Annotated in this window: 14 protein-coding genes; 11 read left to right on the top strand and 3 right to left on the bottom strand. The window is 54.5% G+C overall.

Features of this window, described 5'->3' with window-relative positions:
- The first annotated feature begins 243 nt into the window (after window positions 1–243).
- From OR1_RS01710 to OR1_RS01660, 11 genes are read left to right on the top strand one after another with little or no spacing between them, the layout of a single operon-like run.
- Entirely contained in the window at window positions 244–753 is a 510-nt protein-coding gene (locus OR1_RS01710) for a hypothetical protein (protein ID WP_041969520.1), read from the top strand.
- Between the two features lie 24 nt (window positions 754–777).
- Window positions 778–1,215: a hypothetical protein gene (locus OR1_RS01705; protein ID WP_041969519.1), complete on the top strand. Its 438-nt coding sequence runs from the start codon at window positions 778–780 to the stop codon at window positions 1,213–1,215.
- Between the two features lie 17 nt (window positions 1,216–1,232).
- Window positions 1,233–2,006, top strand: coding sequence for an SAM-dependent methyltransferase (locus OR1_RS01700; RefSeq protein ID WP_041969518.1), 774 nt, complete (start codon window positions 1,233–1,235; stop codon window positions 2,004–2,006).
- Between the two features lie 25 nt (window positions 2,007–2,031).
- Window positions 2,032–3,054, top strand: coding sequence for a hypothetical protein (locus tag OR1_RS01695; protein WP_041969516.1), 1,023 nt, complete (start codon window positions 2,032–2,034; stop codon window positions 3,052–3,054).
- 45 nt (window positions 3,055–3,099) lie between these two features.
- Window positions 3,100–4,164 carry a hypothetical protein gene (locus tag OR1_RS01690; protein ID WP_041969514.1) on the top strand — a complete coding sequence of 355 codons (1,065 nt, stop codon included), beginning with the start codon at window positions 3,100–3,102 and terminating at the stop codon, window positions 4,162–4,164.
- Between the two features lie 5 nt (window positions 4,165–4,169).
- Entirely contained in the window at window positions 4,170–5,066 is an 897-nt protein-coding gene (locus OR1_RS01685) for a leucine-rich repeat domain-containing protein (protein WP_041969513.1), read from the top strand.
- Complete coding sequence (locus tag OR1_RS01680) at window positions 5,063–6,262, top strand: hypothetical protein (protein ID WP_041969512.1); 1,200 nt, start codon at window positions 5,063–5,065, stop codon at window positions 6,260–6,262. Before OR1_RS01685 ends, OR1_RS01680 begins: the two co-directional genes overlap by 4 nt.
- 27 nt (window positions 6,263–6,289) lie before the next feature.
- Entirely contained in the window at window positions 6,290–7,477 is a 1,188-nt protein-coding gene (locus OR1_RS01675) for a hypothetical protein (protein WP_041969511.1), read from the top strand.
- Between the two features lie 22 nt (window positions 7,478–7,499).
- The gene (locus OR1_RS01670) at window positions 7,500–8,414 is read left to right on the top strand and encodes a leucine-rich repeat domain-containing protein (protein WP_041969510.1); all 915 of its coding nucleotides are present in this window, start codon (window positions 7,500–7,502) and stop codon (window positions 8,412–8,414) included.
- On the top strand, window positions 8,411–9,595 hold the full coding sequence (locus OR1_RS01665) for a hypothetical protein (RefSeq protein WP_041969509.1): 1,185 nt from the start codon (window positions 8,411–8,413) through the stop codon (window positions 9,593–9,595). Before OR1_RS01670 ends, OR1_RS01665 begins: the two co-directional genes overlap by 4 nt.
- A gap of 39 nt (window positions 9,596–9,634) precedes the next feature.
- Entirely contained in the window at window positions 9,635–10,954 is a 1,320-nt protein-coding gene (locus OR1_RS01660; RefSeq protein WP_041969508.1) for an OmpA family protein, read from the top strand.
- Between the two features lie 69 nt (window positions 10,955–11,023).
- On the opposite strand, the gene OR1_RS01655 is transcribed toward OR1_RS01660, so the two are convergent.
- From OR1_RS01655 to OR1_RS01645, 3 genes are all read right to left on the bottom strand, one after another.
- On the bottom strand, window positions 11,024–11,287 hold the full coding sequence (locus OR1_RS01655) for a hypothetical protein (RefSeq protein WP_041969507.1): 264 nt from the start codon (window positions 11,285–11,287) through the stop codon (window positions 11,024–11,026).
- A 134-nt stretch (window positions 11,288–11,421) separates the two neighbouring features.
- Window positions 11,422–11,838 (bottom strand): secondary thiamine-phosphate synthase enzyme YjbQ, encoded by a 417-nt coding sequence (locus OR1_RS01650; RefSeq protein ID WP_041969506.1) that lies wholly within the window; start codon window positions 11,836–11,838, stop codon window positions 11,422–11,424.
- A 35-nt stretch (window positions 11,839–11,873) separates the two neighbouring features.
- A complete protein-coding gene (locus tag OR1_RS01645; RefSeq protein WP_041969505.1) occupies window positions 11,874–12,545 on the bottom strand; it encodes a metallophosphoesterase in 672 nt (223 codons plus the stop codon).
- Between the last annotated feature and the right edge of the window lie 25 nt (window positions 12,546–12,570).

Below are 12,570 nucleotides of genomic sequence, written 5' to 3'. Positions count from 1 at the left end.
ACTGACGCCCCGCTTATCATCTGATAAGCGGGGCGTTTGCCTTTGTGCGATGCATCATCACTCATATCTTCTCAGTGCCTTCTGAGTTCTAATTCCCCCACTGCTTCAAACCTCCCATACAAATCTGCGGTGCCCCTGCATACCTTTCAATTGACGTCTGCTCATTTTAGGATATATAAAGTATACCATTCAGCCCATTTCCCTGGCAGAATTTGGGGAAACGACATTAACCGCAGGCCCATTATGGAAAGGACAATCCTGGACAGCAGGAGCCTTGGGTGTTATTGCTGTCCGGCGCCGTGCTGCCAGCTCCAGCTTCATTACTATAATGCCCCGGCAAACGCAGAGGATATCGACATGGCGCGGTATCGGCTTCTTTTCCCCGGGACCGAACTCCTCGTTTGCGATACCGGAGAATGGTATCTGCTACACTGGAAGGCATGTTCTTTTTTCCAGCAGGCGACATATACCTGTACAGTGCATTCGTCAGAGGAAAAACCGCGTATATGCGAGAGGTTCGATCAGGAGGAGTGCTGGTTCAGGTGCAATTTTGTCGATTCCCCGGGAGAATCTCTGCTCCGCATGGACCGAGCGCGTTTTGAGCGCTGGTCTCAGGAGATTCGGTCAGCGGAAACGGGGGAAGACCTCCTGCTCCATTCGTTCGAGCAATCGCGGCAGATCGTTTCGGCCATTCCGATCGCACCACTCTATACCCCTCTGACCCCTGATGACAAGGCGGGCGCTGGGCGTTAACGACGTATAAAAGGAGAACAAATCATGGCGCTATTCCGTAGAGGCATTGGTTTTACCGCCTGGGGCGTTGGTTTTCTGGTTTCTATCGTCTGCCACTGGTTCGGCTGGTCTCCCCCCGCCTTTGCCGAGGCGGCAAAGGCGAGGAAACAGCAGTCGTTCACCGAGGCGCAAGCTCTCAGATCAGGCGCCCCGTTTAGGGAGCAGCTGCTCGCCGACGCCACGGCTGTGCCGAAAAAAGAGATCAAGGCAGACCAGGCGGCTCCCCAGCCGAAACAGTCGCTCAAGATTGAGGACAAACGGTTGAAGAAGCCTGAATCACAACGCGCGGCAACCAAGAGTACTCAGCCCAAGCAGGCATTCAAGGTGGAATCCGTGGACCCAACAACGGTACCGATGAAAAAAATGCCTTCTGCAAAGCAGCCCAAGCAGGCTATGACCAAGACTGACAAACCGGCACAATAAAAGGGGGTGCCGTTACTATGGGGATAGACGGGCAGACTGTGAGCCGTTCCGGGGAGCCTCGGATCTACCTGCTCGGGTCGGGTATATTCAGCTACTATGACCTGACCCTCTACACTCAACATCTGCTACAGGAATGCCCCTCTGTCTTCTATCTGCATGACCTGCCGTCGCTCGAACGGTATATCGCCAAGCTCAACCCGAAGGCGGTCAACCTGATGCCGATCTATTATATCGACGGCAGAGACCGATCGGATATCTATGGAGATATTGCCGCCCATATTCTGAGGCACGCCAGGGAAAACCCGCCGGTTGCCTTCCTGATGCATGGCCATCCCCTGGTCTTTTCATCTATTTCCCAGCGTATCATCCTGGAAGGGGAAAAATCCGGCATCCCGGTGGAAATTGTGCCGGCTGTTTCGTCACTGGACCGGATGTTCGCGGACCTGAAACTGGATATCGCCAACCGGGGGATACAGATTTTCCACGCGTCCATGGCCATTGCCAAGGAGCTTGCCCTTAATCCCCACGTTGACAGCATCTTCCTGCAGATCGGTTCTGTCCATGACAACACGGCACGGCGCAATGAGGAGGCATCCCTCGAAGGTATTCATCTTTTCCAGCGGTATCTGCTAAGGTTCTTCCCAGGGGAGCATGAACTCGTCGTGATCGAATCGGCAATTGAAACCGGATTCGCGAGCCGTCTCACGACGGTCCGAATCGATCGTTTGTCTGAGGCAGTACAGGCCTTCAACTACAATGCCAGTGCGTATGTTCCGGCACTCGGGATGTGATGCGCAACAAGAAACGGGAGGCACTATGATCGGATTCGGGAGCACAGTGAGCACTATAAAGGTGCGACTGAGGCTGGCCCTGGCCCTCGTTCTGCTATCGGTGTCCTGGGGCTCCATGGATGCCGCGGCCGGAGAATTCGACTACCTGCACGAACACCCCGGCAAAACATCCGCAACAGTTACCGGTGCTAACCATGCATTGAGCAAGGTTGAATCTGCCGCTTTCAAGCGCAACCTCGAACGTCTGCGCTCCCTGCTGGCAAAACAGCCGACTCTTGCTTCGCCCCGGGGGGTGGAGATCAAAGGGTATTTCCGGCCGAACGATGACCAGCCGAAAACAAAGAAGGTGCCGATTCCGGGATTCGGTTTCCTGCGCTTCCATTCCTACATGCGCGACAAGAAAACCGGAAAGTCGGCGCCTTTCTGCTGCCCCACCGATGAGATGTTCGTTGCTGTTAACGATCCGGAAAAGGGGCCGCAACTCTGCACGGTGCCGGGATCTCCGACCAAAGTGTTTTGTGCGCCGGAACGGGTGGAAGAACTGGCTGGTTTCCCGGTCTATCGGTTTAACGGCATGGACGTCATCATCCTGCAGCGGAGCAAGGTACCGGTCTGGATACCGCTGACCCGCGAGGAATACGTCAAGGCATGGCTAGCGAACTGGCAGAAGCAGGCTGCCGACAGCCCGGCCATCGACACCATCACGCCGCAGATCGTGCGGAACCATCAGGCCGCGCTCGAAGCCATGACGCCTGAGGAGCGGCGGATGCAGGCGCGCGAGTTTGCCTGGGATCCGTTTCAGCCGACCCTGGCGCCGGTGGGCAGCAATGAGGGGCGACCACTGCTGAAGATCAATCCGGCCTGGTTCGACCCCAAGCTGCCCCGGTCCGCATTCCAGCTGGCCACCATCATGTTCAGTTATTCCGGCACCGTAAAAGATGACGCCCCGGGACCGACCGAGTTTGGCGATATTGCCCCCTACCGGGTCTGGCAAGCGCTGCACGAATCGGACTGGGGGGAGATCAGCGGGGCATTGACGGATAAGTAAGCTGCATTACACTATACAAATCTGCAGAAACTCAGGAGAAGGGTTATGAAAAATCTGGCCATAGCCGTGCTCATCCTCTGCTGGTCGACAGCGGCTTTTGCCGCAGGGTCGGGAAGCGGAAAAGAGACTTCTTGGGGCACCTTGACGGCGACCGGAGCCCTTGCCAAATTGCCGGGAGTGCCCGGTGACGTCTGCTCAGCGGACGATAAGGATACCGGGCGGTTCAATCAGCTATTTTCCCCTCTCAAGAAGGAGTTGGACAAGGATATCGCCGCGCGGCAGCGTTCACTGAAAAAGTGGCAGGAGAAAAACAGCAAGAAGATGATGGAGAACGTGGTCGACATGCCCGGCTTCCAGGGAAAGAGCCAGGACGAGATGAAGAAGATGACGAAGAAGCAACGGAAGGAGTTGGCCGAAAAGATGATGCAGGACAAGTTCGGCGTATCAATGGCTGACCTCAAAGCCCAGAAGAATGCGAACAAAGAAAAGAATGTCATGGCGAACGTGGACTGGGCCAAGTCGATGGCCGGCGAGGTGCAGGCGAACGACCTGATGAAGTCGAAGGAGCAACGTGAGGCTGACAAACGTAAGCTCAAAGATACCCGCAAGCTTCTGAAAGAACAGGCGGAGTTGACCCCTCAGGTGCTGGGGCTCAGGTCAAGGTACCAGGCCAAGGTAGCCGAGCTGGACAAGGACCCGCAGGGATTGGGCATCTTAAAGCAGATTGAGCACGCTGAATGGGAGCTGGCGGAAAAGCAGAAAAATAACGAACCCTGCCAAGCACTGAAAACCCTGCAGCAGCTGATTGTCAGCATGCGGCGGCAATACTGCTCCTTTTATTCGTCGCACTACCTCAAGATCCTGAACGACTACCGGGTTGGCATTCAGGTATCCCTCCCCAAGCATGACCGTCTCGATCAGGTGGCGAGCGATCTGCAGCAGGCGCAGGTCGGCATCCCCCTTTCCGATGCGGCCATCGGGCTGAATGGCCTGGAAAGCGTGCAGGACTATGCCAGCTTCCTGAACGTAGTCTATAAGAACAACGTCGGGCCGGAGAATGCAATGGGCGGAGACTCCTGCGGTGGCGATGGCGAGCAGGGGGGGACGTAACCCTGATGAAGCCATCCCTGTTCTGCATATGCATACTATTGCTGCTGATTACGGTGTCGCAAGCCGGATGGTGCGCCGCGCCGCTTCCCACCGACCCGCTGGCCATCCGCACTGAGTTGAGGGCACTCCGGAAAAAGGCTGCCGATAACAACCCCCAGGTGGGGGCGCGGATCGATGCCCTGATGAAGCAGCTGCAGAAGCTGCAGGGGGAACGGGATGCAGCCGAATCCCAGGCCCGCGGCGAGGCCAAGCCGGTCGAGGAGGGGGAAGAAGCAGCAGCGACCCGCGAGAAAATGTATGAGCAGGTGCAAAAGGCTGCAGCCAAGGGGAAGGGGGCCGAACTCGACCTGGCGGAGCCGGTGCGCGATCAGATCATCAAGGAGTATGAGGAGGACCGGGACCAGACCATCAAGAACCCGGGCTACTATCAGGAGCAGACGGTGCTGGTCATCGATCTTTCCCGTAAGGAATCGCAGCTGGTTATTGATGTTATGGACAAATTCACCGGCATCAAGACCCTGATCCTTACCGGCGGCGAGCACGGCGCACCGGTCGATCTCCCCGGCATCCTGAACAAGGCCAAGAACTATCCGCTTACCGAACTCCATATCTTTAACTTCCGCAATTTCCTCACCGCGGTCCCGGAGTCGGTAGGGGGCTTTGCCGGGCTCACCAAGCTCTCCCTGTTCAACAACAACATCAAGCAACTGCCGACGGCGGTAGCTAAGATGAAGCAGCTGCGGGTCCTCCATCTGGATGTCAACCCGATCGCCACCATCCTGCCGAAAATCAAGGGTCTTTTTGCCCTTACCGAAATCGGGGTGGGGAAAACCAACATCAGCACGGCAGAACTGGCGCAACTGGCCAAACTCCTGCCGAACTGCAGGATCGTGACCGAATGAAAATATTCCTTCTATTGCTTGTCTGGATATTTATTACCGCCGACAATGCCCAGGCCTATACCGACATCAAGGCAATGGTCCTGTCCGAGGGAATTGGCGATGCCGAGGCCACCAACGTTGCCTATGGCTATGAGATGCTGCTGACGACAAAACTGGGTAACCGTTTCCGGTGTCTAAAGCTCATACGAATGAATGAAATTAGCGCACTGATCGGCTGGGCCCGGATGCAGCAGTTGATAGGGACGCCGGAAGAAAAACAGATAAAACTGCAAAACATAGCCGACGCCATGGGGGTGAAATACCTTATCAGGATCAAGGCAACCCATCAGCAGGGGAATCCGTCGACCTGGATCAATATCGCGGTACTCAATACCGTGAAGCAGAATGGAGTCTTTTACGATACGCGCCAGTTCTCTTCGCCACGGGAAGCGATCGATGCCGTGGATGAGATGGTCGACCGGCTGGAGAAGGGGATCGCGGAGCACCTGTCCATGCAGAAAGACGGATATGGCGAGATCTGTCCCTTTACCGGCCGGGTCGATGTCTATCGGGAAATAAGCCGGCAGCGAAACCTCGAGGAGATGAGGCAGGAGGTTTACTGCAATGGCATGGACCAGCAATGGAGACAGGGAGAGCAGTTCCGCTACCTCGACCGGGAGGTCTGGTCGCTGGAGCGATTCGGTAACCCTGACACGCGGGGCGGGGTGGAAGGAACTTTAGAGGAAAAGACCGTGCAGGAGGAGGACAACCCCTGCTACGTCTGCGGCCCCAGTGAAATCGGCCGGTGGGTCTGGAACCGGACGGTGTCGGCCAGCGGGGCGATCAACGGCCTTTCGGACAAGAGCACCGGGGAGAGCATCAAGAACAAGGATGCGACGGTGAGGCTCCATTTCAAGAAGGACGGCACCTATACCGTGACCGTCAAGGCCGCGTCGGTGGCGGGAACGCAGACTAAAACCATCAAGGAGTCGGCGACCGGCATGTGTAACACATTTAACCGAAACGAGCCTCCGGCGAGCACACCGCTGAGGCTGCAGTTTGAGTATACCTTTGGGCCGTTCACCGGCAGCCCGTTTGACAAGAAGCTGGCAGAAAAGATCGAAGTGAAACTGCCACCGAAAGAAGTCATGCTTGATACCACGGAAGAAGCCATTTTGCGCCTTGATTTTGATCTGGAACGGCCTGCGGGGGAATGACATTCGGTAACAATCAAGGAGAAGCCCATGAAAAAACTGTTCACCGTCGCAGTTGTCCTTTGCTGGTCAACCACGGTTCATGCTGAGTTCCCGGGATCGTCGTTTTTCAAGTCAATGGTGGATAAAGTAAAAAGCGCCACCCAGGGCACAGGAGCCGGGAGCGGTCAGGGCGACAGTTCCTCTGGTAGTCAGGGTGACAACCCCGGAAGTGGCCAGGGAGACAACCAGGGGGGTGACACCGATAGCCAGACCCCATGGGGCGCCCGCTCGCCCAAGGAGTACATGGCTTCCCTTCCAGCTATCCCTGACAGCGGCTGCGAGGCCGATGCCGAGCCTATTAGGCTGTTCAAGGACAAAGTAGCAAGAGCAGCCAAGACCTTGAACGATGAAATTGACAAGCGCAGGCAGGCGATCGAAAAGGCCCGTGGAAACAATAGAGATAGAATGGCGCGGACAACTCTGAAAAATGCCGGCTACGGCGATATTGACCCTGCCGAACTGAATAAGAAGCGGTCAAAGGCAGAGGATGATGCGCTTGCAGACAGGATCCTTCAGGAAAAATACGGCATTACGAGGGAACAGGCGAAAACGATATCAAAATCATCGACCGAAACTAAACGCGCCTATATGCAGAATCTTTCCGCGCAGAAAGAGGCTGACGACCTGACAAAATCGAAATCCGAACTCGAAGCGGAGAAGGATGCCAAGACAACCGAAAAAGAGTTCCAGGCGCAAATGGAAAAGATCATCGGCATTCACAAAAAGTTTGCCGCCAAGGTGAGTGAACTCGACCAGGATAAATCCGCCAAGGCGCTTGAGAAAAGCACCTCCCGCTATGAGGAGCTGCGGCGAAAATACGCCACTGGCGGAAAAGTCAGCTGCAAGGAACTGGTCGCCGAGGCGCAGAAAAACTACGAGCAAAAAGAACAGTTCTGCAGCAGTCATGCACCGAAATACCTGAAGCTGCTCGCTGAATACCGGGGTGCGATCGAGAAAAACACCCTGGAGTACAATCGGCTGGACGAACTGTTGAGCGCAAAGCAGAAAAACGATATTGGGGTGGGGTTACCGGAGGCGGCCTTCGGCATGTCCGAACTCTCGGCAATCAGCAGTTATGCCGGTGCCCTCGGGGACGCCTACAAGTACGATCTGACCCCCCGCGGCGAAGGTCGACCTGATACTGATTCATGCAGTTCAGGCATGGGGGTGTACTGACAGCTTCCGCAGGAGTTGATGCATGGTTAGATCGATTTTCGTCATACTTGTCTTTGCGCTACTGATTCTTGTGCCGCCTGGTGGCGCATACGGGGCTCAACCATCTGACGACCCGGAAACTATCCGCAAGGAGCTGAAAAATATCAACAAAAGCACCAACTGGAGCGACCCGGCATCGGTCAAAAAAGCCAGCGAGCGGACGAAGCAGTTGCGGAAACAGCTGCTGAAACTCCAGGTGCAGCGCACCGCGGACGCACCAGCACCGCCGCCGCACCCTACAGCTGAACAGCAGGAAGAGGCCGCCAAGCAGTCAGAAATCACCGGAAAGATGTTGGACAAGATCCAGGAGGCCGCTGACAAGGGGGAAGGGGCGCTGTTTGACCTGGCTGAGCCGGTGCGGCAGGAAATCGAAAAGGAGTATGAAGAGGATCGGGACAAATCGATCAAGAACCAGGCCTACTACCGGGGGCTCACCACCCTGGTGATTGATCTCTCCCGCAAGGAGGCACCAGTGCTCATCAACTTGCTGGAGAAGTTCACAGGCATTAAGATCCTGGTGTTGACCGGCGGCGCAAACGGCGCCCCGGTCGATCTGCCGATGATTCTGGACAAGGCGAAAAACATGCCGCTGACCGAGCTGCACATTTTCAATTTTCGTGGATTCCTGGTCAACGTGCCGGAATCTATTGGCGCCTTCAGCGGCTTGACCAAGCTCTCGCTGTTCAACAACAGCCTTACGAAAATCCCGGAGGCGATCGCCACCATGAAGGAGTTGCAGGTTCTTTACGTGGACATCAACCCGATAACTACCCTGCTGCCTACGGTCAAGGGTCTTACCAATCTCACCGAACTTGGCGTCGGCAAAACCAAGATCAGTGCGGCGGAACAGGAGCAACTGGCAAAGCTGCTGCCGAACTGCAGGATAGTCACCCAATGAAAAGACTGGTATTGCTACTTCTCTTTATGTTTGCCACGGTTGTGAATGCCGGTGCCTATGAGGATGATGCAGTATTCATTTTGAAATCGGCAGATATAACTGATGATTCGTATTTTCTGGTGGATCTTGCACACACCAAGATTCTTAATAAGTTGATGAAATCATTTCCATGTCTGCGTATCGTATCTCAAGGTGATATAAACAACTTAGTGGCATATGCCAGACAACTGGAACTGAAAGGTGATAATTCAGGGTTGGATGCTAAGATCATAAATGGTGTAAAAAATGTCATGGGCGCAAAATACCTAATCGCATTAGTTGCCTCGCATGACTCCAGAACAGGATATCGTTTGTTAATCTCAGCAATTTCGATGAAACAGAAAGGAGACACTGAATTTTTTAGGGATGGAGGTCTTTTCTCTACGCTTGATAAAGCTGAGGATGAACTCGAACCGCTGGTCGATAAACTGGCCAAAGCATTTGTAAAAAGGACTAGCGACTCCAAATGGGATAATGAAGTCTGCCCATTCAAGGGGCGGGTAGATGTAACGTTCACGTCCAAGCGCAAACAGCATAAGGAAGACACCTATTACAGCTACTGCAACGGCGATGACCAGCAGGGAAAGAAGTCCGAGACGATCACGGCGGATGGTAAAGAGCTCTGGAAGCTGCAGCGCTTTGGTAATCCGAACACATACGGAACAATGGACTATTCGTCCACGGAAACTTACATGAAAGAAGAGGTTGACGGTTGCCACGTCTGCTCATCAGGACGAAAGGGGCCGTGGAGGTTCAAGGATGAAGTGAAGTCCAGCATTGGGGTAAGCGGTCTTTTTGACAGTACCAGCAGTACAGAAGCAGGCCAATACAAAAACAAGGATACGACGATCAGGCTTCATTTTTCCGGTGACGGCACCTATGAGATAATAGTCAGGGCAGTATCGGCTGAAGGGAAAAAGAACACCACCCACACCACAACTGCTGAAGGAACCTGTGATCTGCTCAACAAGCGCGATGCCCAAAAAGCAACCTTTACCAAATCGTTGGACAAGAAGTTCGGCCCGTTCAACGGTACCGTGTTCGACAAGAAACTGACCGGGAAACAGACATTTAATATACCGAAGGAAGAGATTGGCGAAGAGAACGAATTGACTATCGATTTTGAACTGGAACGAAAGTAAAGACTGTACATCGTGCTGAAAATATCAAGGAGGAGCCAAATGAAAACAAGAATACTGTTGAGTGTGATACTGCTGGTTGCCGGTACCGGCCTCTGCCAGGCGGGCTGGCTGGGAGACACGATACAAGGGGTCGGGAAGCGGCTTGGCAACCGAGGAGTGAATGACGCCGGCAACGGCGCCTATGATGCGGCCAAGGGGGGCCTTAAAGATGCGGTGAAGGGAGATACGGACGCATCTTCGAAACAGCCGTCTGGATCTAAGCAATCAACGCAGGGGGCTCCGCAGGATGTTCAGTCTGCATCGGCTTCTAATGGCGAAAACCTGTCCATCGAAGAAGCGGAAAAAGTCCTGACCAAGTTCGATTTTGTCCCCGGCGACAAGATGATCTTCTTTGACGACTTCTCTGATACGGACGTGGGTGAGTTCCCGCGCAAGTGGCACCTCAACGGCCCCAAGCCTGGGAACAACGGCGCCGTAGAGGTCGTCGAGTACCAAGGGAGAAGGTTGCTGAGGAGCAACCCTGCGAGCAAAGGTCAGGAGCAGTACCCGTCGGTCCAATACATACGTCTGAACCAGAAGGGGGATATGCCAGAGAAATTCACCGTCGAGTTTGACGCCCTTCTCAGCAACGCTCTGAAGTCGAATGCGAAGTTTCCCAACCGGTACTTCCTCTTCCTGCTTGGGGATAAGCAGGGGTGGCCAGGGACCGGTGCCGGTCATGGAAAACAGGCAGGCAAGATCCAGTTCTCCGGGGTGGAGAACATCTCGCTGAATACGTCAACGAAACTAAACGTGCAGGATGAGAAGATCCACCATATCTCCGTCACGATCAACGGGACGTTCGTCAAGGCTTACGTCGACGGCACCCGCGTCATTAACGATCCAGACGGCGTCAAGAGGCCGATTCGGCAGATCGGCGTTGGAATGGCGAACATCGCCGGGTACCAGACCGATATGATGATGTTCACAAACTTCCGCCTGGCTGCAGGGGGGAAGGATATCAAGTCTGCGCTGGATACGGACGGCAAGATCATTACCCACGGCATACTTTTCGATACCGGTAAGGCCACCCTCAAGGCCGAGTCGTTGCCGACCCTGAAGATGATACTCGGCCTGTTGACTGACGATCCGGAACTGAAATTCTCCATCGAGGGACACACCGACAATCAGGGGAACAAGAAAATCAATCAGCCGCTGTCCGAGAACCGGGCTGAAGCAGTGAAAGCCTGGCTGGAAGGGAAGGGGATCGAGTCGTCACGGCTGAAGACGGCAGGTTTTGGTGACACCAAGCCGATCGATTCCAACAAGACCCTGGAGGGACGGGCCAACAACCGGCGGGTGGAGTTCGTGAAGTTCTGATTCCTGGAATAAAGAGAGCCGCTTCCCGGTGTGGAAGCGGCTCTCGATGATTTTCAAGCCATGATTGGCTTATTTCTTGTCATCAGCCTTCTTTTGCTCTTCTTTCTTTTCTACCTTTTTCCCCTTTTTTGAATCTTTCTTTTCCTTTTTTTCTTCTTTCTTTTCCGTTGGCTCTTTTTTGGTGCTGTCATCGGCCTTTGCGTGCGGGACTTTGGGGGCGTTCCCCGTTTTCTTAGGCGGGGCCTTCGGCACGTTGGTTTCGGTGGCCATGGTGGCGCCGGCAAATACTAAAACCAGCAGCAGCGAACAGAGTACGGCAGATATTCTTTTCATGCGCTTCCCTCCAAACTGTAGTGGTGCTGCAAATTGGAAAAACTTTACAATAGGGTAAGCCCGTGGTCAAGAAAACTGAGGTATTGTATGAAAGTATAATCCGGGAGATGCTCGGCTGTCTCGCCTCCTGGCGCTTATTCGCCGATAATCTTGACCAGTACCCGCTTGCGCCGTTTCCCGTCGAACTCCCCGTAGAATATCTGCTCCCATGGGCCAAGATCGAGTTTTCCCCCGGTTACGGCCACCACAACCTCTCTTCCCATGATGGTCCGCTTCAGATGGGCATCGGCATTGTCTTCGTAGCCGTTGTGCCGATATTGCGAATACGGTTTCTCGGGTGCCAGCCGTTCCAGCCATACCTCCAAATCGTTATGGAGCCCGGCTTCATCGTCATTGATGAATACGCTGGCCGTGATGTGCATGGCGTTGCACAGGAGCAGTCCTTCCCTTATCCCGCTCTCCTGCAGGCAGTCTTGGATGGTTGCGGTGATGTTGACAAATCCTCGGCGGGTGGGGATGTCGAACCAGAGCTCTTTCCTGAAGTGCCGCATGAGATTCTCCTTGGGCATTGTGGTAACTGTGTTATCTAAAGATCGATATTGGGGGTGTGGTGCAGGGTCAGCGTCTGCATTTCCAGGGCTACGAGGTTGCCGAACTGGCCGCGCCCCTTGAACACACATCCTCCATCCAGTACGATCCGGTCGGATTCGAGGCTGGCATATATCTCCGGGAGGCTGTGCACGGTATGACCGCAAACGATCCGCCGGTTTCCGACCCGATCGGGAACTGCCGGGAGATCGCGGCCCCACAACATGGAAACGGTGTCCGCAAACGGTTCGCTGGCAGTGCAGTTGATCCCGGCATGGCTGAGGACGAAGTTGTCGAGCAGGATATAGTAAGGGAGAGTATCGAGAAACCTGCGATACGGTAAGGGGATTTCGCAGGCGTCCTCCACATTGAAGCTGCGGAGTGTCGCCAAGCCGCCATTTTCTATCCAAAGGGAAAAATCGCTCCGGTTGCTGCATGCGTTCAGCAGCATCTCTTCATGATTCCCCCGCACCGATCTGATGAAATACCCGGCATCCTGCAGCCTGATAATGGTATCTAGAACTTCCTTGCTGCGCGGTCCGCGGTCGATAAGGTCGCCCAGAAGGTAGATCTTGTCGCTGTTGCGCACTGCCAGGATCTTGAAGAGCAGGTTCCGGAGCGTGAGGGCACAGCCGTGGATATCGCCGATAACAAATGTTCTTGAGCTCATGGCAATATTCTATATCACGCTGATA

Source organism: Geobacter sp. OR-1, from assembly GCF_000813145.1.
GTDB lineage: Bacteria > Desulfobacterota > Desulfuromonadia > Geobacterales > DSM-12255 > Geoanaerobacter.
This window is presented reverse-complemented; position numbering and strand designations above follow the sequence as displayed.